The sequence below is a fragment of the Labilibaculum antarcticum genome (genome assembly GCF_002356295.1).
GTDB classification, from domain to species: Bacteria; Bacteroidota; Bacteroidia; order Bacteroidales; family Marinifilaceae; genus Labilibaculum; species Labilibaculum antarcticum.
Genome location: NZ_AP018042.1, coordinates 1,673,471 through 1,699,543 on the forward strand (window position 1 = coordinate 1,673,471; position 26,073 = coordinate 1,699,543).

The following is a 26,073-nucleotide window of genomic DNA, read 5'->3' on the forward strand; positions in this document are numbered from 1 at the left end:
TGATAATTCACTTGTCTTTGTTACTATTTTAGATAGCCTCAAAATTTTAAATGTGCTTTAAAATAGTATCTTTGGAACAAGATCATTATAAAAAAATAAAACCTTGTAACTAGAACTATTTATGGCTAAAATAATTGCTCTGGCAAACCAAAAAGGAGGGGTTGGGAAAACCACTTCAGCAATAAATCTTGCTTCAAGTCTTGCTGTTTTGGAGTATAAGGTTTTGATTGTTGATGCAGATCCTCAAGCAAATTCCACCTCAGGCATAGGCTTTGATGTTCGAAACATCGAAAAAAGCATTTACGAATGTATTGTTGATGGAATAGAACCCAAAGAAGCGATTCTACATAGTGAGATTGAAGGATTTGATATTCTTCCTTCCCATATAGACTTGGTAGGTGCTGAGATTGAGATGTTGAATCTTTCAAATCGTGAACAAATCTTAAAGAAAGTTCTTGAGCAATTGAGTCCTGATTATGATTTTATTCTAATTGATTGTTCGCCTTCACTCGGTTTAATTACTGTGAATGCATTAACGGCAGCCGATTCAATTATTATTCCTGTTCAGTGTGAATATTTTGCACTAGAAGGTTTAGGTAAACTTCTGAACACAATTAAAATCATTCAGAATCGTTTAAATCCTGAATTGGAAATTGAAGGATTTCTTTTAACAATGTACGATAGCCGTTTGCGATTATCAAATCAGGTTGTTAGTGAAGTTAAAAAGCACTTTCAGGATATGGTTTTCGAAACAATAATTCAACGCAATACGAAATTAGGTGAAGCTCCAAGTTATGGAAAACCTGCAATTCTTTACGATGCAGATTCAGCTGGAGCAATTAATTACTTAAACATGGCTCGTGAATTATTGAAAAATAATAACCTGACAAAATCAGGTGTCAAAGCAAAACTCACTAGCGATTAATATTGATACGGTAAGATGGCAAAGAAAAGCGCATTAGGAAGAGGATTAGGAGCCCTAATTAATGATATAGATGAGGTTCAGGTGAGACCTGAAAAAGATTTGAGTAACGAAATCGAGATCACCAAAATTGAATCAAATCCCTATCAACCAAGAACGAAATTTGATGAGGAATCGTTAAATGAATTGGCCCAATCTATTAAAGAATTAGGAATTGTTCAGCCGATCACGGTTCGGAAAATTCATAGTAACTCCTACCAGCTAATCGCCGGGGAAAGACGTTTACGTGCAGCAAAAATTGCCGGACTAACCAGGATTCCTGCTTACGTTCGAATGGCTGAAGATGATAAAATGCTGGAACTTGCATTGGTTGAAAACATCCAACGCGAGGATCTTGATTCCATCGAGGTTGCCATTAGTTACCAAAGATTAATTGATGAGTGCAAGCTAACACAGGAAAGTTTGTCTGACCGTGTTGGTAAAAAACGCTCTACCATCTCCAACTATTTACGACTACTTAGACTACCTGCTGAAATCCAAAAAGGAATTCGCGAGAAGAAACTACTTATGGGCCATGCGAGGGCATTGGTCAATGTTGACGATCCAAGAACTCAACTTGAAATTTTTCAAGTAACCGTTGAAAATGATTTTTCAGTTCGAAAAGTGGAAGAATTGGTTCGTAATTTCAACAAAAAAACGGAAGAAAAACCGGCTCCCGAAAAAGCTGTATCGCTTCCTAAAGAGTACGAATCTTTAAAAGATCACTTAGCCGATCATTTTAGTGCAAAAGTTGATCTTAAACGCACCAAAAACGGCAAAGGAAAAATCATTATTCCGTTTAAATCTGATGATGATTTAGAACGTATCCTTGCGGTATTGGATCAAATGAAATCATAAGTTAGCTGAAACTTTAAAAAAATTAAACATTGAATAATTTGCGCCTGGTTATTTTCCTTGGGCTGATCTCTCTTATTTTGCTTGGAGGAAGTAAAAATGCACTCTCTCAGCGAATAGTAGCTGATACAGTATCTGTTGAATCGAATGTTAAAGTTCGCTCTGCACATAAAGCAAGCATGTACTCTTTAATGTTTCCTGGTTTAGGTCAGGCTTACAACAAAAAGTATTGGAAGATTCCTATCTTATATTTAGGAATCGCTCTGGATGTTTACGCAATTAACTGGAATACGAAGAATTATAAAAAATATAAGTCTGCATATCAGGATCTCTCTTTGTACACTGATTGGAAATATCGACCAGAAGGATCTACACTTGAAGAACCAACTTCTAAGAGTTATGAGGACCTCTTTAAAACTGTAGATTTTGAGACCACAAGCCAATCTGATGATACTTATTACGAGACCGTTTTTCAAAATGGAAAAGACTCCTATAAGCACGATCGTGATCTTACCTATATCATTTTGGTCGGAGTTTACGTACTAAATATAGTTGACGCTGCTGTGGATGCACATTTTTCCAATTTTAATGTGAACGATGACCTGACTATTCGGGTAGAACCAGCAGTTAGCTATTCGGCCTTTTCAGGCAACTCTCTCGGCCTTAGATGCCAAATAACCTTTTAACTAAACAAGCATGAAAAAAAACAAATATATTTTACCCCTTATTTTTCTGGGGACAACATTCGCTTGCAGTACAACCAAGCAGACCAATTCAGAACAAATTTCAAATCCGGAAACGGTAATTGAACAAGTTACTCTTTCGGCAATTGACACAGTCGCAGTAGCAGATAATAATGCAATTGTGGAAGTTGAAAAAGACTCTTTGGCTTTTTTAAAAGTAAATGAAGTTGATGTTCGATACGATTTAGATGATGATATCAACAAAACATTCTCGGATAATCTGGATAGTTTAGTTTACTCTTGGTATGCAAAACACACCGTTAAAACAAGAACATACAATCAGGCCCCAATTCAGGTTCAAACAGAAAGAATTCCTGATTCGATTTACATTAAACGATTGGAACAAATCCCTTCTTTAATCGATTTATCGTATAATAAAATTGTTCGAAACTACATTGAACTATACTCAAAAAGAAGAAGAAATCAGGTAGAAATGATGATGGGTCTGTCGGAATACTACTTCCCTATTTTCGAAGAAATTCTTGATAGAGAAGGACTGCCTCAAGAATTAAAATACTTGCCAATTATCGAATCTGCATTAAATCCAAAAGCTCTGTCAAGAGCTGGAGCAAGTGGTTTATGGCAATTCATGTATCCTACAGGCAAAATGTATAAGTTAGACGTTAACACTTTCGTAGATGAACGAAGAGATCCTGTAAAAGCCAGTTATGCTGCCGTAAAATACTTGAAGGACATGTACCGGGTTTACGGGAATTGGCAACTGGTAATTGCCGCCTACAACTGTGGACCTGGGAATGTAAATAAAGCAATTAGACGAAGTGGTGGCAAGAAAAATTACTGGGACATTTACTATCACCTACCTAGAGAAACAAGAGGATATGTACCAGCATTTATAGCAGCTCTTTACACTTTTAATTATCACGAAGAGCATCAGCTATTTCCACAACCATCTAATTTGCCTGTTGCCTGCGACACACTGCTAATTAGTGAACAACTTCACTTTGATCAGGTTGCAAATGTAATTAACATTCCGAAAGAACAATTACGAGAATTAAATCCTCAATACAGAGTAGATATTATTCCTACAAATAAAGATGGCTATGCATTAAAAATTCCCATAGAGTATACGGCTAGATTTATTGACAATCAAGACTCTATTTTTGCGTACAAAAAGGAGTATTATTTTAGCATGAAAGACAAGGTGGTAAATCCGCATGATCGCTACCAAAAGTTTGCTCATGTTACACCTAAAAATAAAGCTAAGGTCTACTACAAAGTAAGATCGGGTGATGCTATTGGTCTTATTGCTTCATGGTTTCACGTGAGAACATCAGAACTTCGATACTGGAATAATGTAAGAAGAAACTTGATTAAGGTCGGTCAGAAACTAGTAATATATGTTCCTAAAGGAAAAGACTCCTACTATGATAGTTTCAACACAATGAATTACACCCAGAAACAAGCAACAGTAGGGAAAACAGTTACACCAACCCAGTCAAGTACGAAATCAACTCCGACAACTGCCAGTAATGGATCTTACTTGTACTACACGGTTAAAAGAGGTGACAATTTTTGGACTATTGCTAAAAAATTTCCTGGAATTTCGAACTCCGACATCATGAAAATCAATAATATTAAAGATGATGGAAGCTTGAAAGTAGGACAAAAATTAAGAATTAAACCCAAAAGCTAAAAAATCACATAAGCAGATAAAAAAAACGGGGCAATTGCCTCGTTTTTTTTTGTGCTTTTATGACCAATCGATTCAATTTTATTAACAATTTAAAATTATTTTATTTTTATTCTATTTAAATAACAGTAGCGAAATGTGTTGTACATCCTGATTTTACTGACGGACGACTAATTCAAGACAACAAATAACCTTTTGTTAATCAAATAATTTTGATCAGTAAGAAATATATAATTAAATTGCTTTCAATAAATAACATCAAGCTTGACTTGATTTATTTATCCCGATTTATTGATATGCTAATAAGCTTCTGGTTAATTCTTTCCCGGAATTGCCAGAAGCCGGGATAAAACCTCTCTCTTTCACAATTCCTACTTAATAAAACCAGGCTTCATTCTTTTAGTTCGTTTACTTCTTCTGCGTTCAAATCGAAATAAACCGTAGGCAATTACCGACACTAATGGAAGTAAAAAATTAAGGTATTTCAAGAAAAATACCCTGCCATCGGTAATTTCGCTTAAAGGACGTGACGAAACGCCCTTTGTTCTCAAGGACATCAATCCAGTATCATCGCTAAGCCAATCCACCGCGTTTGCTAAAAAATTAATATTATCCCTCTGGATAGCGATTTTACTTGCCCCGTAACCATTTACAATAAAATTCCCATCACCCACAATACAAATACGAGCTTCCTTCTCTCCTCCCATATTTCCACTAATCGCAGCTGCGACAGTTAAATTTGGGTGAAGAAAATCTTGTGCCCGCCAAACTCGGCCAATATTAAAACTAATGGGTGCTGATAATTTACCCGAAATATCAGACGTGAAAGCAAGTGGCTGATAATTTAAGGTACTATCACCCGTAAAACTTATTGGACTTGCAAATTGAAATACAACCGTTTCAATTCCATCAGTAATGGTATGGTCTGCAAATTTTGACACAACGGGCAGAAAAGGGAAATTAATTTGCTGAGGATAGGAAAAATATCCTTGTTGCTGTACAGTTACTGTTCCACATTTCTTATCCACAATAAAGGAGTCGTCGACATACAAGCCTTTTGTTTGAAGCCAAACCTCTAAACCAGTATTCACCGTCACTCCAATACCATCATTCAACATTCCATTCACACGTTCAATGGCAATAAACAAGTTACCTCCTTCAGCCAAGTATGCATCCAAGCGTCTTAATTGTGAGCCAGAAATAGTCGCCATAGGGCCAATAAGAAGCAAAGATTTATAATCAGACAGATTAGGTTCAGCTAGCAAATGAATTGGCTCTACATCGTATAAAACAGACAATTCTGTCATGGCCTGCCCCAACTTATCCAGTGAAGGTTCACCGTGTCCTGTTATGTAACCAATTTTAGGCTTATCTTTAATAGTAAGTCTCTTAATTAAAGTTGATAGTGTATATTCCATCACAATACCAGGCTTAATTAAAGGTATAATTTCAGATTTATCTCCTACTTGGATAGACATGCCCAGAAATACTCTTTGCACTTTAATTTGATCTTTTTCCCGCACTTCGAGAGGAACGGGATTGATTCCTGCTTCAATTGCTTCCTGCTCAAATTCTTCATTCGCATTTGGATTTACAAACTCAAAATCAATTTTTCTCTTACTGTAATTATTATATTCTGTAAGAAGATTTTTTAGGTCTTGAACAGTTCTATTAACATCAGGAGGCAAATTCTCAGACACATACAAAGTCATAATAATTGGCAATTCAACCTCACGCAGAATACGTTTAGTTGAACGATCCAATGTATATCTCTTATCTTCAGTAAAATCTGCTCGGAAGAAAAAAATGGAAGAAATAAAATTCAAGATTATTAAAATCCCTGCGACAACTATACTAGTATATATTAAATTCTTTCTTTTAGCCATGAATCAGGATTTATAGGTTGCGATTTGACAGTATCATTTTTGACGTAAAAAGGCAGAAAAACACAATTGATAAGAAATAAATCAGATCTTTTGTATCCACAACGCCTCTGGATATTGATTCAAAATGAGTTGAAAGGCTCATGTAACTGAAAAAACTCCCTAAGAATCCCACAAAATTTGCTGCCAGAACATCAAAAATTATATGAAAGAAAATACCAATTGACAATGCTGTTAATGATGCTATGATCGGATTTGAAGCAATACAAGATGTAAGTAATCCAATGCTAATATAAACCATACTCATCAACAATAAACCCACATATCCCAATAAAATTGCAGAATGATCAACCGGACCAATTGCCCACAATGTAAAATAATAAATAACTGTTGGAGCCAGGGCAATCACAATTAAAAGCAAAGTGGACAGAAACTTTCCCAGAATTAACTGCCAATCGCTCACAGGTTTTGTAAGAAGGAGCTCAAGGGTTCCTGCTTTTAATTCTCCGGCAATCGACTTCATCGTAAGTGCAGGAATAAAAATGAATAAACTCCAATAAGCCACCATGAAAAATGTATTCAGGTTAGCTTGTCCGACAAAAAAGATGTCGGCCCCATAAACCCATGTAAAGAACCCACTAAAGCCTAAAAAAATCACAATCAGTACATAGGCTGTTAGTGAATCAAAAAAGGTACTTAGCTCTCGGCTGGCAATGTGTATAATTTGCTTCATAAAGATCTAATGAAGGGTTAAATCCCTGAATATATCCTCCAATTTTGTTTCTGTTGGAGTCAACTCGGTGATGTAATAATTATTTCGAACACAAGAATCAAATATTGCTTTAACAGAGGAGGTGTCGGGTAAAGATTGAATCTCGAACAATTGTTTCTCAACATCAAGCAAATCAATAGAATCAATTGTTTCAATCTCGAATAGATGCTCAAAAATATCATCTACAGAGCCTCCTTGCACACCTAATTTCAATATTTCATTTCCTTGAGCCTGTTTTCTTAATTCAGCAGCTGTTCCATCTACCACAATCCGACCATTGTTAATGATCAAAATCCGATCGCAGGTAGCCTCCACCTCTGCCAATATATGTGAACTTAAGATAACTGTTTTCTCCTTGCCAATTCGTTTTATTAGTTCCCGAATCTCCACAATTTGATTTGGGTCAAGTCCTGTTGTTGGTTCATCGAGAATTAAAATATCCGGATCATGGATTAAAGCCTGAGCCAATCCAACTCTTTGTTGATAACCTTTGGAAAGCTCCCCTATCAATTTGTGTTTTTCTCCCTCCAATCCACACGTTCGTATCATATCCAAAATCCGTTCAGGAATTAAATATTTTGGTATCCCGTGAATTTTAGCAATAAACTCCAAAAAATCAATAATATTCATTTCCTGATACAATGGATTATTTTCAGCCAGGTATCCAATATTTTTCTTAATGATTTCGGGGTGCTCGTGAATAGAGTAACCTCCAACCAATATATCTCCTTCTTCAGGTTTAATAAAACAAGCAATTGCCTTCATTGTAGTCGTTTTCCCAGCTCCGTTAGGACCAAGAAAACCTAGTACCTCGCCAGCTTTTACACGAAAAGACACATTGTCTACAGCCTTTTGAGGACCATATCTTTTGGTTAAATGTTCCACTACAATATCCATATACGAGAAAATCTGTTTGCTTTCTAGCAAATTTAGAAAAAAGCTTACCTATCTAACTGACCTATCCATGATTTAACAATTATTAACAGTTAATAGTCTTATGCTATTTTGTGAATCCCTTATCATTTTAATGAAAATAGGTACTTTTATGCCTTAAAGTCACAACAGAACTATGATTAAAGCAGTAATTTTTGATATGGATGGTCTTTTGATAAATTCCGAACCATTCTGGCAAGAGAGCGAAGCAAAGGTGTTCAATTCCCTTGGACTTGATGTAAACAAAAAAATGTTTGAACAGTTCATGGGTAAGAGAATAGATGAGGTCGTTGAAGGCATGTATAAAATGACACCCTGGAATCATGTTTCGAAGGAAAAGGTTGCGGAAGATATTGTTGAAAATGTTATTCGATTAGTATTGGAACAAGGTGAGTGTTTAGCCGGTGTAACTAAAACTTTAAAGGATCTTAAAAAAGCATCTTTTAAAATCGGACTTGCCTCATCTTCGAGAATGAAGATTATTTCTGCGGTATTGGATAAATTACAACTACGCGAGTATTTTGAAGTTATTCATTCTGCCGAATTTGAAAAATATGGAAAACCTCATCCGCAAGTTTTTATTAGCACTGCTGATATGCTTGGTATCCACCCTTCGGAATGTGTTGTTTTTGAGGACTCTTTAAATGGCGTAATATCAGCCCTTGCTGCCGGAATGAAATGCATCGCAGTACCTGAAAAAAATGCTTTTAACCGGAACAAATTTATAATTTCGAATAAGGTTCTGGATAGCTTAAACGATTTTGAAATTGTTCAATTCACGAATTTATAACAGGATCTAGAATTGCGGTAAAATCATCCAATTCTAAATTCCCAGACACCAATTTATAATGTGATTGCTCGTAAAAAGGGATTCTGTGCTGCAGGTGACTAACAATGTAATTCAATAGTTCCTCCTGAGAAAAATTCTTCACTAAAGGACGCTCCGTATCTGACTCAGTAATTCGGTCGCGAAGCAATTGCGGACTACATTCTATGAATAATGTAGTTCCCCGTCGGTTCATTTCCTCCATATTCTTATTGAAACAGGGAGCTCCACCACCAGTTGCTACGATAAAATTTCCCGCATCAGAAATTGATTGCAATGCCTCATGCTCCCGTTCGCGAAAACCCAATTCATCGTATTTCGCAAAAATTTCAGGAACACTTAACTTCTCCCTTTCTTCAATAAGGGTATCCAGATCGATAAACCGAAAGCCATAATGCTCAGCAACAATCTTACCCCAGAGTGATTTCCCACATCCCATATATCCAATCAGAAAAATCTTCATTGTTAAACTTTAAAATACGAAAGAAAATTATTCTTGACTATTTTCAGTATCCTCTGCCAAATCATCGTCTATAACATCCTGACCATCCATATCAGCATCTTGTTCACGTGGCAGCGCTTCAATTTCTTTTACTTTTGAAATGTCATAGATGGATAATCTTTTCCCTCTCGCCTTATATGATTTTACAGCGATAAATTCTTCTCCATCCACAATTTCATTTGGCCTATCTTCGTTTTTACCACCGTAAGCAATTTCAAATCTTGGGTATTGCTCGTCGGTCAAACAAATCAGTTTATTTTCCGGATTCTCACCCAAAAAGTTCACTTCTTTGCCATTTCCTTCCATGATAAAACGCTTCATATAATAGAATTTCTGATCTGCATCAAAAAATACTGCCGACCAGATCTTATCCATATCATACTTCTCAATAACACTTATGCTATTGGAATAATGATTGCTTAAATCAAAACTGGTGAAATGAAACGATGCAGGTCTTGAAACTACAAGTATTCGATCATCACCAGAAAATTCGCCAATAAAATCACCTCTGTGATCTGTATTCAAACGCAATACATCTGTATCAAACCAAATTTTACGACCTCCTAGAGTAGAAACACCTTCCTGCTTCAGCGTGATCTTGTGCACATCGTTACGAGTAAGAATATTACCCATGGAAGCACGGCCTTTTACTGCTAATTCCGCAAAATTGAATTCAAAAACAGTTTTCTTCAAACGTGCTTTTGGCTTTAAAACAACTCGAATCACTTCAGCCTCTCCATTCGGATTGGCACTAAAATACAATATTCGGGAGCCACCTGTTTCTTTCGTAATATTGTATTCCTTATCTCTTGTAATACTTGTAACTGAAAAACGTTTTACGTAATTACTTCCTGATTTCCCATCACGGTAAGCAACATTGTAAATAGTTCGTTTATCGTTTTTACGGAACACTGCAATATGAAGTAAGTTCTTACCCACAAAAGATTTATCGGCAACTTTCGTCACCAAATATGTTCCATCTTTTCTGATAATAATAACATCATCGATATCGGAACAATCGCACAAATACTCATCTTTTCTCAGGGCGGTACCAATGAAACCTTCTTCCCGATTTACATATAGCTTCTCATTCGCAACAACCACCTTAGTTGCTACAATATTTTCAAAATTTCTAATCTCTGTTTTTCTCTCACGACCTTTGCCATACTTTTTCTTTATGGCCTTAAAGTACCTGATTGTAAATGGAATGATATTCGCAAGATGCACTATAATTTCTGCAATTTCATCCTCTATCGCCTGAATAAAATCTTTGGCTTTGTCAATATCAAATTTAGAAATTCTCTTTATTTTAATTTCTGTTAATCGAACAACATCATCTCGGGTAACAGCACGCATCAAATTCTCAGTGTAAGGCTTTAATCCCTCATCGATAGTACTAACAACGGCCTCCCAGGTTTCACACTCCTCAATATCACGATAAATTCGATTTTCGATAAAGATTCGCTCCAAGGATGCATAATGCCACGCCTCTTCAAGTTCTTTTTTTCGAATTTCAAGCTCCAATTTCAGCAATCCAACCGTATTATCGGCAGCACGACGCAGAATTTCAGCAACACCAATGAATTTTGGCTTGTCGTTTTCAACAATACAGGCATTCGGTGAAATAGATGTTTCACAATCGGTGAATGCATAAAGAGCATCTATGGTTTTATCTGAAGAAATACCACTCGCTAAATGAATCAATATTTCAACATCAGCAGCGGTATTGTCATCAATCTTTTTAATCTTAATTTTCCCTTTATCATTTGCCTTGATAATGGACTCTATTAAAGTTGATGTTGTTTTCCCAAAAGGAATTTCAGTAATCTTTAAGGTTCGGTTATCAAACTTCTCAATTCTTGCTCTTACTTTAACAGTTCCACCCCGTAAGCCGTCGTTGTAACGGCTAACCTCTACCATACCTGCAGTAGGGAAATCCGGATAAAGTTGAAATTCTTCTCCTTGTAAATAAGCTACACAAGCATCAATTAATTCATTGAAATTATGCGGTAGTATTTTTGATGCCAATCCAACAGCAATACCCTCAACTCCCTGAGCTAATAAAAGAGGAAACTTTACAGGAAGAGTGATTGGTTCCTTATTTCGACCATCGTAAGATTGTTTCCAATTCGTTGTTTTTGGATTGAAAAGAACCTCCAAAGCAAATTTTGATAGTCTGGCCTCAATATAACGAGGCGCTGCAGAGGAATCACCAGTTAAGATATTTCCCCAGTTTCCCTGCATATCTATCAACAGCTCTTTTTGTCCGAGCTGAACAAGAGCATCTCCAATAGATGCATCTCCATGAGGATGATACTGCATAGTATTACCAATAATATTGGCAACCTTATTGTATCGTCCGTCGTCCAACTGCTTCATGGCGTGTAATATCCTACGCTGAACAGGTTTCAACCCATCATTCAAGTAAGGTACAGCTCGCTCTAAAATCACATAGGATGCATAATCCAGAAACCAATTTTGATACATCCCGGAAAGGTAGACTACATTCCTCAAAGTTTCAGAAGGAACTCCATTCACTTTATCTTCCATTTCCTCCGGGATTTCCATACCGTTTGTCTCGTCGTTACTCATAGAGGTATTTCGGTTTATTTTATTCTTAATTTGAGTTAGATAGCATCAACTTATACTTCATCTCTTTCAATATGAAGATTACTGATGATAAATTCTTGTCGGTTAGGTGTATTCTTTCCCATATAAAATTCCAACATCTTGGGTACAGAATCATCCTTTTTCATCACAACAGGATCAAGGCGGATTTCTTTACCAATAAAATTTTTGAATTCATCCGGAGAAATCTCACCCAAACCTTTAAATCGGGTAATTTCAGGATTAACACCTACACTCTTCATTGCTTTTTCTCTTTCGTCTTCAGAATAACAATATATCGTTTTCTTTTTGTTTCGAACCCTAAACAAAGGGGTTTGCAATATATACAAATGTCCGCTTCGAACTACATCAGGAAAAAATTGCAAAAAGAAGGTGATTAAGAGTAAACGAATGTGCATTCCATCTACATCGGCATCCGTTGCAATAATCACATTATTGTATCGTAAGCCTTCTAAGCCATCCTCAATATTTAAAGCTGCCTGTAAAAGATTGAATTCTTCGTTTTCATACACGATCTTTTTAGTAAGACCATAAGTATTTAATGGTTTTCCTTTCAGACTAAAAACAGCCTGTGTATTTACACTTCTCGATTTTGTTATTGATCCACTTGCAGAATCTCCCTCGGTAATAAATATTGAGGCTTCAGACTTTTGTTCGTGCGTTGAGTTAAAGTGAACCCGACAATCGCGAAGTTTTTTATTGTGCAAATTCGCTTTCTTAGCACGATCTTTAGCCATTTTTTTAATACCGGAAATAGCCTTTCTTTCTTTTTCCGATTCAATAATTTTCTGGTAAATAGATTCTGCAACAATTGGATTTTTATGCAGATAATTATCCAGATTTGAAGTCACGAAATCCATTATAAAATTTCGAACTGATGGTCCTTCCGGGCCAATATCTTTAGAACCTAGTTTTGTTTTTGTTTGAGATTCAAAAACCGGCTCTTGAACTTTAATACTTATTGCCGCAATAATTGAAGTTCGAATATCCGAGATATCGAAATCTTTCTTGAAAAAGTCACGAATTGCTTTAACCAATGCTTCTCTAAAAGCTACAAGGTGTGTGCCTCCTTGTGTTGTGTGCTGTCCATTTACAAAAGAATAATACTCTTCTCCATATTGTCGGCCATGAGTCATCGCTACTTCAATATCCTCACCTTTCAAATGAATAATATCATACAAACCTTCGGTGCTCATATTTTCATTCAGAAGATCAAGCAATCCATTTTTTGAAAAGAATCTTTGTCCATTAAAGTAAATGGAAAGACCTGTATTTAAGTAAACGTAGTTTTTAAGAAGCGAATCGATGTATTCTGAAATAAATCGATAGTTTGAAAACAGCTCTTCATCAGGATGAAATACGATTTTGACACCGTTTTTTTCCTCACTGGCTTGAATTTCATTGTCCTCAACCAAAACACCTCGCGAGAAAACAGATTTTTTCACCTCTCCTTCGCGAAATGATTCAATAATGAATTGATCAGACAAAGCATTTACTGCTTTAATTCCAACTCCATTAAGGCCTACTGATTTTTTAAATACTTCAGAATCGTATTTTGCTCCGGTATTCATTTTCGAGGTAACATCTACCACTTTACCCAATGGAATACCTCGTCCGTAATCACGAACAGTCACCATTCTATCAGTAATGCTAACTTCGATTGATTTGCCAATTCCCATAGCAAACTCATCAACAGAGTTATCTAATACTTCTTTCACTAAAATGTATATACCGTCATCATGAGAAGATCCATCGCCAAGCTTCCCGATATACATACCCGGGCGTTTGCGAATGTGTTCTTTCCAATCTAATGTACGGATTGAGTCTTCAGAATATTTTGCAGTCATGAAAAATCGCGTTTTTACAAATATAGCTAAAAGAACGATTCATTTGGAAGGAGTTTATCAACAGCCTGTTGATATACTCCTTATTTAAAGAATAATTCAAGAGCCAATACAATTCCTATTGCATTAAAAATCAATGAGAAAAGACAATGGAAATAGGAGTAATTCAGAATAAACACAAATTAAGCATGATTAAAAAAAATTAATCATGCTTAACATTAATACTTTAATTTAGCAGGCTCTATATAAATATCGCTTGTGTGATAAGCAAATATTCTCTCAATGGAAGTACTCCATCAAAATTCTTACTGATTGATCGCTTTCCAAAGCATATCTTTTAGTTCCATAAGACCTTTTTGAGCTACTGAAGAAATAAACACATGTGGTATTTTAGGTAAATCCTGCTTCATTTCATCAATCAATTCCTGATCCAGCATATCCGACTTAGTTATCGCCAACAAACGCTGTTTGTCAAGAAGTTCTGGGTTGAATTCCTTTAATTCGTTCAACAAAATCTTGTATTCATTGTGGATATCTTCACTATCGGCAGCCACCATAAAAAGAAGTACAGAATTTCGCTCAATGTGTCGCAAAAATCGCAATCCAAGTCCACGACCTTCATGCGCACCTTCAATAATTCCAGGAATATCGGCCATTACAAATGACTGATTATCACGATAAGACACAATACCTAAATTTGGAACCAATGTGGTAAAAGGATAATCGGCAATTTTAGGCTTGGCTGCAGAAACAACAGAAAGCAAAGTAGATTTACCCACACTTGGAAAACCAACTAAACCAACATCAGCAAGAACTTTTAATTCTAATATCACAGGGCGTTCAACTCGATCTTCTCCAGTTTGAGCATAACGTGGTGTTTGATTTGTTGAAGATCGGAAATTCCAGTTTCCCAAACCTCCACGACCACCTTTCACCAATATTTTCTCTTCACCATGATCTGTTACATCAAAAATAACTTCACCAGTTTCAGCATCCCTGGCAATTGTACCCAATGGTACTTCAATCACCTTATCCGCTCCTTCTTTACCCGTACTTCGGCTTGCGCCACCATCACCACCATCACCCGAGAAAACGTGACGACTAAACTTCAAATGCACCAAAGTCCAAAGCTGTTTGTTTGCACGTATAATAACATGTCCTCCACGACCACCATTTCCACCATCAGGACCACCGGTCATGGTCAACTTATCTCTGAAAAGGTGAGTAGACCCAGTTCCTCCGCCACCCGAACGACAAAATATTTTTACGTAATCAACAAAATTAGACCCAGCCATAATATTATATTTTTCTTTCTATTGTCTTTCAACCGAAACCAATTTCTCTGCCATACATTTCTCAAGCAAGACACTTATTCGTTCAAGTACATTATCTAATGTTCCGATTGCATCAATTGAGTGATAAACACCCTTTCCTTTATATCTCTTTGCAATTGGAGCAGTAACATCTTCATAAATTCCAAGGCGCTTTTCAATCACTTCTCTTCCTCCATCATCTGGTCGCCCAGATGATTCGCCTCTTTTCAAAAGTCGTTGAATTAATTCTTCTTCTTCCACTTTTAATTCAATAACAACATCAACAACACTATTTCGTTTGGCAAGCATTCCATCAAACACATCAATTTGTCCTTCGTGCCTCGGCATTCCATCGTACACAAAGCCTTTAGCATCAATATTGCTGTCTAAAAACTTCTCAACAATTCGATATGCCAATTTATCCGGGAAAAAATTACCTCCATCAATCAATCTTTTTGCTTCCAATCCTTCTGGTGTTGCCAATTTAATCTCTTCTCGGCACACATCACCCGTAGAAAGATGAATCAACCCATATTTTTCCTGAAGCAATTTGGACTGCGTTCCTTTTCCAGAACCTGGAGGTCCAAATAAAACAATATTCAACATTTACTTTTCGATTACAGTATATACATCAGGAAGGTTTCTACCCATTCCGTCATAATCCAATCCTCTTCCAACAATAAAATCATTTGGTATTTCCATACCAACATAGTTCAACTTCACCTCACGTATTAAAGCATCAGGCTTAAACAACATTGTAGCGATTAAAACTTCTTTGGCTTCGTAATCCTTTATTTGATCCAATGTATTTGTAATGGTAATTCCAGTATCAACGATATCTTCCAACAAAACAACTGTTCTGTCTTTTAAATCCTCAGTAAAACCCATTAATTTTTTCACCTTACCTGTTGTTCCCATACCATCGTAGGAAGACAATCTCATAAATGTGATTTGAGAATTTTCAACAGTTATTTGCTTCATTAAATCCGAAGCGAACATGAAAGATCCGTTTAAAATACAAATAAATAAAGGATTCGTTCCCGCAAGATCCTTATTCATTTTTTCAGCCATTTGAGCAATTACATTGTCAATTTCCTCAGCAGGAATAGACACTCTAAATTCTCGATCCAGAAGTTTTACAGTTTTCATTGATTCAATTTTTGTCTTAGTTGTCCGATCTCCCCCAACAAGGAAACCCTTGAAATATCGGGCGTTTAAGGCAATGCCCTAAAGTATCCTTAATAAAATATGTATCTCTCTAAAAATATAGAAATAAAAAATGTTTCAACTCCACAGTGTTACATACATTTTTTTTTTTCAAATTTACACTTGAAAAACAATAACTGTTGTAAGCAATATTGGAATTAAAACCATTCCGTCAATTTTGCTGCAAAAGTACGATTTTTTGTCATTCTATTTATTAAATCCACGAATAAAACCATATGAAAGCAAAAGTAAGTATCATAATGGGAAGCACATCCGATCTTCCGGTTATGGAAAAAGCCGCCAAAGTCTTAAACGACTTCAGAATCCCTTTTGAGATTCACGCACTATCTGCTCACAGAACACCTGAAGAAGTTGAAAAATTCGCAAAAGGTGCATTCGACCGAGGAATAAAAGCGATTATTGCCGGTGCAGGAATGGCAGCTCACTTACCTGGTGTAATTGCTGCTATGACACCTATTCCTGTAATTGGAGTGCCAATTAATGCATCTTTAGATGGAATGGATGCACTTTTGAGTATTGCACAAATGCCTCCTGGAATTCCTGTTGCAACAGTTGGTATTAATGGAGCCATGAATGCAGGTATTCTTGCCGGACAAATACTTGCTATTGGTGATAGTGAATTACAAAAAGTGGTTATCGCCTTTAAAGAGAGCCTTAAAGAAAAAATGGTGAAAGCTAACGAAGAATTAGCTTCAATTAAATACGACTTCAAGACCAACTAACAATACGATAGAATATTTTACTTCAAAAAACCACAAAACATAATAATGTTTTGTGGTTTTTTTATTACATTTAACACTGGAATGATTTTGTTTACTCTACCTAATTGCAGCTTCATCTCAACACACACAACTAACGCACCTTAACTATGTGACCAAATCAATAAAAACCGAATGAAAAAAACTTACTTCCTAATTTTTCTATTATTCCCAATTCATTTATTCGCAACAAATGAAAATCATTTAGCAGGTGCTCGTTCTCATGCCATGGGAAATTCCAGTGTTGCATTATTAGATAATTGGGCAGGCTTTCACAATCAGGCAATATTGGCCAAATTGGATCAAATATCTTTTGGGGCCTACTACGAAAATCGGTTCGAAATAAAAGAATTAAGTACCAAAGCTTTTCACTTTAACTATCCTACCAAGCTTGGAACATTTAGCATGACTTACAAGCAATTTGGTTTCAATCTTTATAAAGAATCTAAAATTGGTATTGCATATTCCCGTGCTTTAGGCAAACACTTTTGGGCCGGATTGCAATTTGATCAAATTCGAAAAGAATTGAATCAATCTTATGGCTCTCAAAGTAAATACACTTTTGAAGCAGGAATTCTCGCAGAAATATTCCCCGATATCCATTTGGGATTTCATATCTTCAATCCAAGCCAGACAAATTTCACAACTTTAGATTACGAAGATGAAATTCCTTGCATTGCAAGACTTGGTCTTTCGTGGAAATTATCTGATCAAACCATAATCACTTCTGAGGTTGAAAAAGATTTGGATCACGACATAAGAACCAAATTTGGTATCGAATACGGAATAAGCGAAATGATATCCTTACGAGCTGGCGTGAGTAATCATCCTAATTCCATTAGCATGGGAATGGGATTTTCCTACAAATTGGTAAAATCAAACATTTCATTTTCCCGACATCCGGTATTGGGCTATTCTCCTTCTGCTGATATCAATATATCATTTTAATTTGTTCTTATGATTCTCTCAAAAAAAGTCATTCTTCTCTTGAGTTTACTCAGCCTTACGCTGATATCCACATCGCAGAACACTGCATCGCAAAACGATTTAATTGAAAATTTAATTGAAGAGATTGCAGAACAAAGCGAGGAAGAATTAGACTATTCCAATCTATTGGACGAATTGAACAAGCTTTTAATTGATCCTATCAATTTAAATAATGCGAACGAAAGTGATCTGGACAAACTATTTATTCTCAATAAAAATCAAATCACTAATTTCATTAAATACAGAGAAAGCACAGGGCAAATATTTAGTCTTTACGAATTACAGTTAATACCCGGGTTTTCGTCTGCGGTTATAAGAAATATCGCTCCTTTTGTTAACCTAAAACAGATATCACGAGATACTCTCAACACAAGAAAAAAGGCAAAACATATTCTGCTTCTAAAATCAGAAAAAACAATTGAAAAAGAGAAAGGCTATAGTACCGAGAACACAAACTCAAGATATCTTGGGAGTCCATGGAAATACTACTCACGCTACCAATATACTTCAGCTCAAAATAAAATTTCCTTTGGTTTTACATCAGAGAAAGACAAAGGAGAACCATTTTTTGAGGGAGAAAACAAAAACGGTTTCGATTTCTACACAGCTTTCGTTCAATACAATTCCAAAAGCATTTTAAAACAAGTAAACCTTGGTGATTATCAGGTGAAATTTGGACAAGGATTAAGTCTTTGGGCAGGATTAGGTGGTGGTAAATCCTCCCTAACAACCCATAATGCGTACAAATCTCAAGGAATAAAAAGCTATAAATCTACTGATGAGAATCAATTCTATCGTGGGATATCAGTACTGCTAGAGCCACTTAAAAATGTGAACCTTGCACTATTTTCTTCCTACAAAAAGAAAGATGGCAGTCTTGATTCGGATTCAATCACACCCTTTATTTCCAGCATTGTAAATACAGGATTTCATCGGAACAGTAATGAGTTTAATCAAAAACACAATTTGAAAGAAATGGTATTGGGATCCTATCTATCAGTCAATTTGAATAAAATTGAGATGGGAATATCATTCCTGCAAACTAAATACTCTCCAGAAATAAGAGGAACAGATGCACCCTACAATTATTACAATTACAAAGGGAATAAAAACCAAAACCTTAGTTTCTACTACGAAAGCCAGTATCGATCAATACACTTATACGGAGAAATCGCGCAAAGCAAATCTGGCGGCAGAGCAATATTGCAGGGCGCAAACATACAGGCTCATCCACAATTAAATTTTGAACTGATTTATCGAAAATACGACCCAGATTATCACGCCCTTTTTTCGAATTCATTTTCAGAACAAAGCAAAACTCAAAATGAAGAAGGTTTCTATATGGGCGTTGAATTTCATCCATATCCAAAATGGACAGTAAAAGCTTACTACGATCAGTTTAAATTCCCTTGGCTAAGATATTCCGCCAATTCGCCAAGCGAAGGACATGAGTATTTCTCTCAACTCGAATTTACACCCAGCAATTTAGTTTCTGTTTATTTCAGATATAAACAGGAAAACAAACCTGTAAACAATAGCTCCGACATCATAAAAGGTCTTGAAATTCAGAAGAAAAATCAATATCGTCTGCATTTATCTGCAAAAATAAATGAGAATTGGGAAATAAGAAACAGAATTGAAGTCTCGCATTTCCAAAAAGAAAATACAAATGAGAATGGTTATCTGATTTATCAGGATTTAATCTATCATTTTACCAAGCAACCAATATCCATAAATCTTCGTTACGCTTTATTCGACACCGAATCCTATAATTCGAGAATATACGCATACGAAAATGATATTCTTTATGGCTACTCAGTTCCTGCTTACTATCTAAAAGGAAATCGTTTTTATTTGAACTTCAACTGGAAAGTAAACAGGAATTTAAAATTATACGTAAAATACGCTCAAACAAAATATTCAAACCAAACAAGTATAGGTTCCAGCAACTCAGAAATCAATGGCGATTCAAAATCAGAGATTAAATTACTGCTCAAATTTCGTTTTTAAATGTTAAGATAATTTCGGAATTCAAGAATCCTTTCTTACATTCGAATCCGAAAATCAAGAATTATGAAAAAAATACTCAACCCTTACATCGAGACCGAAAACGGAAATTGCTTCGGTTGCTCTCCAAAGAACGAACAAGGCCTGCAAATGGAATTCATGGAAGATGGTGATTTCATCATCTCAAAATGGAATCCTAAAGCTCATTTATCTGGATTTAAAAATGTGTTGCACGGAGGAATTCAAACCACAATTCTAGATGAAATTGCCTGCTGGGTGGTATTTGTAAAATGTGAAACCAGTGGTGTAACAACTGCCTTAAATGCTAAATTCAGAGGTGCTGCATTTACTGACAAAGGATTACTGACAGTGCGGGCACACTTGATTTCTAAAGAAAAGAAATTTGCCAACATTCATGCTGAAATACTAGACGAAGACGGCAAAATTTGCTCTGAAGCCGAGGTGCAATACATGATATTCCCAACCGAAATGGCCAAGAAAAGATTTGGGTATCCAGGAATAGAAGCATTCTATGAGTAATTACACAAGATTCATGTCATCTTTGTATTTCTCCCAACGCATTTCTTCCATTTCCATAAAACGTCCGAATTTATAGGGTGGATCTATCGACAGATCCATCTTTTCGTTTGTAAATGGATGAGTAAACTGCAAGCCTGTTGCGCATAAAAACATTCCTTTCTTACGCAAAATCTCACCTTCACTTCCATACAATTTATCCCCTAAAATAGGAGTTCCCATTCCTGCCATATGAATCCTTAACTGGTGAGTTCTGCCTGTCTCGGGAAACAAGTGTACCATACTCAAGCTTTGATTACGAATTGAATTATTTCGACGAATTACCGCGAATGAACTCACGGCTTCCTTATCATCAACAGGCATATCAATTTTTCCTTTATCAGGCAAACTACCTATAACCACAGCGGTATAGCGTTTACTGATAATCCTATTCTCAAACTGTGCTCCCAAGGCTCCAATTGCCTGAGATGTTTTCGCAATCAACAACAAGCCACAAGTAGGATTATCCAGACGATGAACCGGTCGAAAAACAGGCAATGCATCAATACGTTGTGATTGCTTCAAACTAAATGGCAAAGCACTCTGTATGGTACGAAATAAATTTCCACTTACTGAAATCCCTGCAGGTTTATTAATCACCGCAATGTGCTCATCTTCATAAACAATTTCGAGTTGTAATTCATACACCTTTGCCGGAGGCAACTCTAAATCACACAATTCAATTCGCTGTCCTTGTTTTACCCACAATCCAGTTGATGCCGAAACACCATCAACAAGAACCGCTTTCTTCTTTATTGCTTTTTTCATTCCCTGATGAGATGAAATAGAAATAAAAATGGACGGAGCATAATCCTGCAGACGAATCTCTCCTATGCCTTCTGGAACAATATGCGATTCAATTACTTTCACAATACTTTAGTTTGAGTTTCTATACATGTAAGGTAAAACAAAATTCAGGACCGTATTCGATTCATTTCTATTCTCAAGAAAAAAATGTCATTATTTTGTAACAAAACACGTCAAAGATTTGATTTCCTTTCATTTCAGCATCTAATTTTAATTCTTACTGAATTAAAACAATAACATTACCCTCTCCTGCAAACCTTTGTTCCTGACAAATATCAGTTTTTCAATATGCAGACAAAGAAACTTAAAATCTTGAAATTTAAAAATTTTACTACTTTTGCGACTTATTAGTAAAGTATCATCTGGGAAACTGGTAGTTTCCGGTCAAGAAAAACAATTGTTCTCTTGAACCGGCCAAAAAACAAAAGGATGAAGAAGACAAATGCAGCCCGCATTTTAGATCGGGCGAAAATTGAATATGAGATTATCGATTATGATGTGGATCCAATAGAATTGGGTGCCGAACGCGTAGCCGAAAAAACAGGTCAACACATTCAATCTATCTTTAAAACTCTTGTCCTTACCGGAGATAAAACAGGCACCATTGTCGCTTGCATTCCCGGAGCCTCCGAACTTGATCTTAAAGCATTCGCAACTCTTAGTGGCAATAAAAAATGTGCTATGGTTCCCATGAAAAACATTCAGGAACTCACTGGCTATATTCGTGGTGGATGTTCTCCATTAGGAATGAAAAAAGATTACCTTATCTTTATGGATATGAGTGCACTTAAGCTCGAAAACATCCTGATTAGCGCCGGTATCAGAGGCAAACAACTTAAACTAAGTCCACAAGATTTACTTAAAGTATCTGGTGCAACAACCGGAGTAATATCTACCCTTAAATCCCAAACAGCATGATAGACAGCAAAGCTATAATTTGGGATTACAACGGAACTCTTTTGGACGACCTGTCAATAGGTCTTCAGAGCATTAATGAAATGCTATCGAAAAGAAAGCTTCCATTACTTAGTAAGGAAAGCTACAGAGAGGTTTTTACTTTCCCGGTAAAGAACTATTACGAATCTATTGGCTTCGATTTTGCAAAAGAAGAATGGGATGTGGTCGCTAAAGAATTTATTTCTCTGTACTCATCACTATTGCCAAAATCAAATATATTTCCTGAAGCCATACAGCTTCTCTCTCACTTTTCATCTTTAGGTAAAAGGCAATTTATCTTATCGGCGATGGAGCAAAATATGCTAACTCATTCGGTTAAAACTGAAAACATAGGCAATTTTTTCTCTGAAATTTCCGGAATTGATAACATATATGCCAGCTCGAAAATTGAGAATGGAATACAAATGATTAAAAATAATCAGCTAGCACCCAAAGATGTTTGTCTTTTAGGTGACACAACCCACGATTACGAGGTTGCTCAGGAATTAGGCTGTTATTGCATATTAATTGCGGCAGGACATCAATCTATTACAAAATTAAAACAGACAGGTTGCCCCATTGTGGTCAATCATCTTAACGATATTATAAAGAATTAAACAACCATTTTTATTTTTCAGTAACTACTATTTTTAAACCTAAACAATCATTTTAAGATGAAAAAATTACTTGTAATCTTCGCTGTTCTAGCTTCTTTCGCAGTGAATGCACAAAATTTCCAGTTGCACCGCGATTTCGACAGAGATCAATTTACTTCTACTTTCGAAATGTTTAAAATGGACAAATGGGGTAACACTTTTACTTTCGTAGATTTTGATTATGATGCGGAAAATGGAATCAACCAAGGTTATTTCGAGATTGCACGTGTATTGAAGACGGAAAAAATGCCAATTGGTATTCACGTTGAGTACAATGGTGGTGTTGGAAACGCAGAAACTGATTTTGGCGATTTCGGTTACACAATTAATAATGCTTGGATTTTCGGTCTTAACTACGCTAAAGGTGGTGCTAAATCTGGATTCTCAACTTATGCAGGTTACAAAGCAATTAAAGATGCTGGTGAAGCTAACTTCCAAATCACAGGTACTTGGTATGTAAACTTCTTCGATGGAAAAATGACTTTCTCTGGATTTGCTGACCTTTGGTCGGAAAATGGAGACGATGAAGCTATTGCTGCTGGTAGTGTTTCTGACGAACTGGTTTTCTTAACAGAGCCTCAAATCTGGTACAACGCAACAGAAAACCTATCAATCGGTAGCGAGGTAGAGATCTCAAACAATTTTGCTGGTGACGACTTTAAAATTCGTCCTACTTTAGCTCTAAAATGGAATTTCTAATTCAAACCGAATTAAAAACAAACAAACAATCATGTTAGATAAGTTTTTTAATATCACAGGGCAAGGTTCAACCATAAAGACAGAGATTATCGCTGGTTTAACCACATTTGCTACAATGGCATATATTCTTGCTGTAAACCCATATTTCCTATCTGTTGCAGGTATGGATTACGGTGCAGTAATGACAGCAACTGCATTATCAGCAGTTATTGCAACCCTAGTTATGGCCTTGATTGCTAAGCTTCCTTTTGCTTTAGCTCCAGGAATGGGATTAAATGCATTTTTCGCATTCACTGTATGCGGTGTAATGGGATGCAGCTGGCAATTGGCACTTACAGCAGTATTTGCTGAAGGTATCATTTTCCTTTTGCTTACTTTCTTTAATGTACGCGAAGCCATTATTAATTCAATTCCAACCAACATTAAGCACGCTATTTCTGTAGGTATTGGTTTGTTTATTGCTTTTATCGGCTTGGCTCATAAAGATGTTGCAATCATCGTTCCAGGACAAGGAATTCCAGTACACTTGGGTAACCTTCATTCTCCAGGTGCATTGCTTTGTATTTTAGGGATCATCATAATTGGTGTTCTTTTAATACGTAATGTAAAAGGAGCAATTCTGATTGGCCTTCTTGCTGTAACTGTTGTTGGATTAATTCCTGGATTAGATGTTACAAGTCTTCCAAAAGAAGGTGGTCTTGTAAGTCTTCCTCCATCATTAGAGCCTATATTTTTCAAATTTGTTGGATTCGACGAAATTCTTTCCTTGAAGTTTGTTTCTATCCTATTTGTTTTCCTTTTTGTTGATATGTTCGACACAGTTGGAACTCTTGTAGGGGTAGCTTCAAAAGCAGATCTTTTGGATGCAGAAGGAAGAGTTCCCCGCGTTAAGCAAGCTCTTTTTGCTGATGCAATTGGTACCACTGCTGGTGCTGTTTTAGGAACATCAACTGTAACAACTTACGTTGAAAGTGCTGCTGGTGTGGCTGAAGGTGGAAAAACAGGTATGACCTCATTGGTTGTAGCATTCATGTTCTTCCTGGCCTTATTCTTCACACCTCTATTCACTATGATTCCTGCTGCTGCAAGTTCATCAGTTCTTGTAATCATAGGTGTTTTCATGATGAGCCCAATCACCAAAATCAACTTTGATGATTACTCAGAATTCATTCCAGCTTTCCTTACCATGATCATGATGCCACTTACATACAGCATCGCGGAAGGTATTGCATTCGGTATGCTTTCATATGTAATCTTAAAAGTACTAACAGGTCGTTACAAAGAACTAAATGTTGCGATGGTTTGCATTGCCTTTATATTTGTATTGAAGTACGTTTACAATATCGGCGAGTAAATAATCTATTCACAAAATATTCCCCATCCCTCATACAATGTATGAGGGATTTTTTTTGCCATCCAGACCTATACCACAGAGAGGCGAGGTCAATTCCAGATACCAGTTTGTCATCGTTTTTAGGCCGTTAGCAGTCGTTAATAGTCACTTCATCCAAACTTTATTGTTTTTTATTCGTTTAAGAATATGTATTGAAACAAGTAAGAAGATAGATATGAGAGCGAAGAGATTAATAGGTTGGGGATTTCTTATTTTACTAGGCACATTGTCATGTTCAACATCTGAAGATGAAATAAATATGGATATTCAAATTACCAACGCGGTGAATATTGAAGAAAATGCCATGGTCAATTGCATTTTAGAAGACCTACTTTGCGAGGTAGAGAAAAATGTAATCGCAGCCGATTATGGCGCAAATAGTAAGGATAACACTAAACAAGATTCAATTCCAGCTATAGAAGTAAGTGTTGACGAAGAATCTCAAACATCCACAAAAATCATAAGTATCGATTATGGATCGAGCAATCATACCGATCATTTAGGCAGATTAAAACGCGGACAAATTCGCAACGAAATTTCAGGGAAGTTTACTACGAGTCAGGCTCGCCAATTCATTCAATTTCAGGAATTTTGTATTAATGATATGAAGATAGAGGGTAGCATTGAAATTATTTCGAATGGCTTCAACGAGTTTGATCAGCTAAGCTTTACTATTTCATACGACAGTATTATTTTCACTTCTGAAAATGGTTTAGAATACAGTATTTCAGGTACAAAAACCAAAGACTGGGTAGAAGGATTTTCTACACCCGAAAACCCTTGGGATGATCAATTTTTAATTTCCGGTGAATTTCATGGAATCAATTCTGAAAATAGAGAATACAATTCAAAGATATCAACACCCTTGTTAATAAGTCGCTCTTGCGAGTTCATTTTATCCGGTGAAATCGAATTTCAAGTTGAAGATGAAACCGTATTCTATAATTTTGGCGATGGAATGTGCGACAATAAAGGATTTTATACTCGCAATAACGAGATAAGCAATTTCGAATTTGGAAGATATTCTTTCAGACAAAAAAATAACCCAATCAGTTTCTTGATGCATTAGTTAGTATTAGACAAAAAGAAAGCCCCAAATTGGGGCTTTTTATTTTT

General features: G+C 36.1%; 24 protein-coding genes. 14 read left to right on the forward strand and 10 right to left on the reverse strand.

The features are described from left to right. Positions 1 to 121: 121 nt before the first annotated feature. From ALGA_RS06470 to ALGA_RS06485, 4 genes are read left to right on the forward strand one after another with little or no spacing between them, the layout of a single operon-like run. Positions 122 to 925, forward strand: a complete 804-nt coding sequence (locus tag ALGA_RS06470) for a ParA family protein (protein WP_096428551.1) — start codon at positions 122 to 124, stop codon at positions 923 to 925. Between the two features lie 15 nt (positions 926 to 940). Then, on the forward strand, positions 941 to 1,819 hold the full coding sequence (locus ALGA_RS06475) for a ParB/RepB/Spo0J family partition protein (RefSeq protein ID WP_096428552.1): 879 nt from the start codon (positions 941 to 943) through the stop codon (positions 1,817 to 1,819). Positions 1,820 to 1,848: 29 nt separating this feature from the next. Continuing rightward, a complete protein-coding gene (locus ALGA_RS06480) occupies positions 1,849 to 2,502 on the forward strand; it encodes a DUF5683 domain-containing protein (RefSeq protein WP_096428553.1) in 654 nt (217 codons plus the stop codon). A 10-nt stretch (positions 2,503 to 2,512) separates the two neighbouring features. Continuing rightward, positions 2,513 to 4,213: a lytic transglycosylase domain-containing protein gene (locus tag ALGA_RS06485; protein ID WP_096428554.1), complete on the forward strand. Its 1,701-nt coding sequence runs from the start codon at positions 2,513 to 2,515 to the stop codon at positions 4,211 to 4,213. A 368-nt stretch (positions 4,214 to 4,581) separates the two neighbouring features. Here ALGA_RS06485 and ALGA_RS06490 read toward each other — a convergent pair whose 3' ends face one another. The 3 genes from ALGA_RS06490 to ALGA_RS06500 are packed head-to-tail and all read right to left on the reverse strand — an operon-like array spanning position 4,582 to position 7,762. Further along, positions 4,582 to 6,096: a GldG family protein gene (locus ALGA_RS06490; RefSeq protein WP_096428555.1), complete on the reverse strand. Its 1,515-nt coding sequence runs from the start codon at positions 6,094 to 6,096 to the stop codon at positions 4,582 to 4,584. A 10-nt stretch (positions 6,097 to 6,106) separates the two neighbouring features. Further along, positions 6,107 to 6,826, reverse strand: a complete 720-nt coding sequence (locus tag ALGA_RS06495; RefSeq protein ID WP_096428556.1) for an ABC transporter permease subunit — start codon at positions 6,824 to 6,826, stop codon at positions 6,107 to 6,109. Between the two features lie 6 nt (positions 6,827 to 6,832). After that, entirely contained in the window at positions 6,833 to 7,762 is a 930-nt protein-coding gene (locus ALGA_RS06500) for an ATP-binding cassette domain-containing protein (protein WP_096428557.1), read from the reverse strand. Positions 7,763 to 7,934: 172 nt separating this feature from the next. On the opposite strand from ALGA_RS06500, the gene hxpB reads away from it, so the two are divergent. Beyond that, the gene (gene hxpB, locus ALGA_RS06505) at positions 7,935 to 8,588 is read left to right on the forward strand and encodes a hexitol phosphatase HxpB (RefSeq protein ID WP_096428558.1); all 654 of its coding nucleotides are present in this window, start codon (positions 7,935 to 7,937) and stop codon (positions 8,586 to 8,588) included. Here hxpB and ALGA_RS06510 read toward each other — a convergent pair. From ALGA_RS06510 to hpt, 6 genes are all read right to left on the reverse strand, one after another. Beyond that, on the reverse strand, positions 8,575 to 9,087 hold the full coding sequence (locus ALGA_RS06510) for a shikimate kinase (RefSeq protein WP_096428559.1): 513 nt from the start codon (positions 9,085 to 9,087) through the stop codon (positions 8,575 to 8,577). The genes hxpB and ALGA_RS06510 overlap by 14 nt on opposite strands. Before the next feature lie 27 nt (positions 9,088 to 9,114). Next, complete coding sequence (locus ALGA_RS06515) at positions 9,115 to 11,718, reverse strand: DNA gyrase/topoisomerase IV subunit A (protein WP_096428560.1); 2,604 nt, start codon at positions 11,716 to 11,718, stop codon at positions 9,115 to 9,117. 50 nt (positions 11,719 to 11,768) lie between these two features. Next, a complete protein-coding gene (locus ALGA_RS06520) occupies positions 11,769 to 13,601 on the reverse strand; it encodes a DNA topoisomerase IV subunit B (RefSeq protein ID WP_096428561.1) in 1,833 nt (610 codons plus the stop codon). Positions 13,602 to 13,903: 302 nt separating this feature from the next. Further along, complete coding sequence (obgE, locus tag ALGA_RS06525; protein WP_096428562.1) at positions 13,904 to 14,893, reverse strand: GTPase ObgE; 990 nt, start codon at positions 14,891 to 14,893, stop codon at positions 13,904 to 13,906. Between the two features lie 18 nt (positions 14,894 to 14,911). Then, positions 14,912 to 15,517 carry an adenylate kinase gene (locus ALGA_RS06530; RefSeq protein ID WP_096428563.1) on the reverse strand — a complete coding sequence of 202 codons (606 nt, stop codon included), beginning with the start codon at positions 15,515 to 15,517 and terminating at the stop codon, positions 14,912 to 14,914. Further along, positions 15,518 to 16,060 (reverse strand): hypoxanthine phosphoribosyltransferase, encoded by a 543-nt coding sequence (hpt, locus tag ALGA_RS06535; RefSeq protein ID WP_096428564.1) that lies wholly within the window; start codon positions 16,058 to 16,060, stop codon positions 15,518 to 15,520. 293 nt (positions 16,061 to 16,353) lie between these two features. On the opposite strand from hpt, the gene purE reads away from it, so the two are divergent. The 4 genes from purE to ALGA_RS06555 all read left to right on the forward strand — a co-directional run bounded on the left by purE (position 16,354) and on the right by ALGA_RS06555 (position 20,430). Continuing rightward, positions 16,354 to 16,860, forward strand: a complete 507-nt coding sequence (purE, locus tag ALGA_RS06540) for a 5-(carboxyamino)imidazole ribonucleotide mutase (protein ID WP_096428565.1) — start codon at positions 16,354 to 16,356, stop codon at positions 16,858 to 16,860. Between the two features lie 171 nt (positions 16,861 to 17,031). Continuing rightward, positions 17,032 to 17,844, forward strand: a complete 813-nt coding sequence (locus ALGA_RS06545; RefSeq protein WP_096428566.1) for a PorV/PorQ family protein — start codon at positions 17,032 to 17,034, stop codon at positions 17,842 to 17,844. Between the two features lie 9 nt (positions 17,845 to 17,853). After that, complete coding sequence (locus tag ALGA_RS06550) at positions 17,854 to 19,893, forward strand: ComEA family DNA-binding protein (RefSeq protein ID WP_096428567.1); 2,040 nt, start codon at positions 17,854 to 17,856, stop codon at positions 19,891 to 19,893. A gap of 63 nt (positions 19,894 to 19,956) precedes the next feature. Then, positions 19,957 to 20,430: a PaaI family thioesterase gene (locus ALGA_RS06555; RefSeq protein WP_096428568.1), complete on the forward strand. Its 474-nt coding sequence runs from the start codon at positions 19,957 to 19,959 to the stop codon at positions 20,428 to 20,430. Here the strand turns inward: ALGA_RS06555 and ALGA_RS06560 are convergent, their stop codons facing one another. Beyond that, complete coding sequence (locus ALGA_RS06560) at positions 20,431 to 21,336, reverse strand: RluA family pseudouridine synthase (protein ID WP_096428569.1); 906 nt, start codon at positions 21,334 to 21,336, stop codon at positions 20,431 to 20,433. Between the two features lie 366 nt (positions 21,337 to 21,702). Here ALGA_RS06560 and ybaK point away from each other — a divergent pair, with 366 nt between their 5' ends. The 5 genes from ybaK (at position 21,703) to ALGA_RS06585 (ending at position 26,026) form a co-directional block, all read left to right on the forward strand. Next, entirely contained in the window at positions 21,703 to 22,191 is a 489-nt protein-coding gene (gene ybaK, locus ALGA_RS06565; RefSeq protein ID WP_096428570.1) for a Cys-tRNA(Pro) deacylase, read from the forward strand. After that, on the forward strand, positions 22,188 to 22,826 hold the full coding sequence (locus ALGA_RS06570) for an HAD family hydrolase (protein ID WP_096428571.1): 639 nt from the start codon (positions 22,188 to 22,190) through the stop codon (positions 22,824 to 22,826). The genes ybaK and ALGA_RS06570 overlap by 4 nt, the downstream gene beginning before the upstream one ends. Positions 22,827 to 22,883: 57 nt before the next feature. Continuing rightward, the gene (locus tag ALGA_RS06575) at positions 22,884 to 23,564 is read left to right on the forward strand and encodes a DUF5020 family protein (protein ID WP_096428572.1); all 681 of its coding nucleotides are present in this window, start codon (positions 22,884 to 22,886) and stop codon (positions 23,562 to 23,564) included. 31 nt (positions 23,565 to 23,595) lie between these two features. Then, positions 23,596 to 24,918: an NCS2 family permease gene (locus ALGA_RS06580; protein WP_096428573.1), complete on the forward strand. Its 1,323-nt coding sequence runs from the start codon at positions 23,596 to 23,598 to the stop codon at positions 24,916 to 24,918. A 214-nt stretch (positions 24,919 to 25,132) separates the two neighbouring features. Then, positions 25,133 to 26,026, forward strand: coding sequence for a hypothetical protein (locus ALGA_RS06585; protein WP_096428574.1), 894 nt, complete (start codon positions 25,133 to 25,135; stop codon positions 26,024 to 26,026). The last annotated feature ends 47 nt before the right edge of the window (positions 26,027 to 26,073 follow it).

Coding starts and splice junctions, on each gene's coding strand:
- ALGA_RS06470 (WP_096428551.1), top strand. CDS start 122: ATGGCTAAAATAATTGCTCTGGCAAACCAAAAAGGAGGGGTTGGGAAA.
- ALGA_RS06475 (WP_096428552.1), top strand. CDS start 941: ATGGCAAAGAAAAGCGCATTAGGAAGAGGATTAGGAGCCCTAATTAAT.
- ALGA_RS06485 (WP_096428554.1), top strand. CDS start 2,513: ATGAAAAAAAACAAATATATTTTACCCCTTATTTTTCTGGGGACAACA.
- ALGA_RS06490 (WP_096428555.1), bottom strand. CDS start 6,096: ATGGCTAAAAGAAAGAATTTAATATATACTAGTATAGTTGTCGCAGGG.
- ALGA_RS06495 (WP_096428556.1), bottom strand. CDS start 6,826: ATGAAGCAAATTATACACATTGCCAGCCGAGAGCTAAGTACCTTTTTT.
- ALGA_RS06500 (WP_096428557.1), bottom strand. CDS start 7,762: ATGGATATTGTAGTGGAACATTTAACCAAAAGATATGGTCCTCAAAAG.
- hxpB (WP_096428558.1), top strand. CDS start 7,935: ATGATTAAAGCAGTAATTTTTGATATGGATGGTCTTTTGATAAATTCC.
- ALGA_RS06510 (WP_096428559.1), bottom strand. CDS start 9,087: ATGAAGATTTTTCTGATTGGATATATGGGATGTGGGAAATCACTCTGG.
- ALGA_RS06515 (WP_096428560.1), bottom strand. CDS start 11,718: ATGAGTAACGACGAGACAAACGGTATGGAAATCCCGGAGGAAATGGAA.
- ALGA_RS06520 (WP_096428561.1), bottom strand. CDS start 13,601: ATGACTGCAAAATATTCTGAAGACTCAATCCGTACATTAGATTGGAAA.
- obgE (WP_096428562.1), bottom strand. CDS start 14,893: ATGGCTGGGTCTAATTTTGTTGATTACGTAAAAATATTTTGTCGTTCG.
- ALGA_RS06530 (WP_096428563.1), bottom strand. CDS start 15,517: ATGTTGAATATTGTTTTATTTGGACCTCCAGGTTCTGGAAAAGGAACG.
- hpt (WP_096428564.1), bottom strand. CDS start 16,060: ATGAAAACTGTAAAACTTCTGGATCGAGAATTTAGAGTGTCTATTCCT.
- purE (WP_096428565.1), top strand. CDS start 16,354: ATGAAAGCAAAAGTAAGTATCATAATGGGAAGCACATCCGATCTTCCG.
- ALGA_RS06545 (WP_096428566.1), top strand. CDS start 17,032: ATGAAAAAAACTTACTTCCTAATTTTTCTATTATTCCCAATTCATTTA.
- ALGA_RS06550 (WP_096428567.1), top strand. CDS start 17,854: ATGATTCTCTCAAAAAAAGTCATTCTTCTCTTGAGTTTACTCAGCCTT.
- ALGA_RS06555 (WP_096428568.1), top strand. CDS start 19,957: ATGAAAAAAATACTCAACCCTTACATCGAGACCGAAAACGGAAATTGC.
- ybaK (WP_096428570.1), top strand. CDS start 21,703: ATGAAGAAGACAAATGCAGCCCGCATTTTAGATCGGGCGAAAATTGAA.
- ALGA_RS06570 (WP_096428571.1), top strand. CDS start 22,188: ATGATAGACAGCAAAGCTATAATTTGGGATTACAACGGAACTCTTTTG.
- ALGA_RS06575 (WP_096428572.1), top strand. CDS start 22,884: ATGAAAAAATTACTTGTAATCTTCGCTGTTCTAGCTTCTTTCGCAGTG.
- ALGA_RS06580 (WP_096428573.1), top strand. CDS start 23,596: ATGTTAGATAAGTTTTTTAATATCACAGGGCAAGGTTCAACCATAAAG.
- ALGA_RS06585 (WP_096428574.1), top strand. CDS start 25,133: ATGAGAGCGAAGAGATTAATAGGTTGGGGATTTCTTATTTTACTAGGC.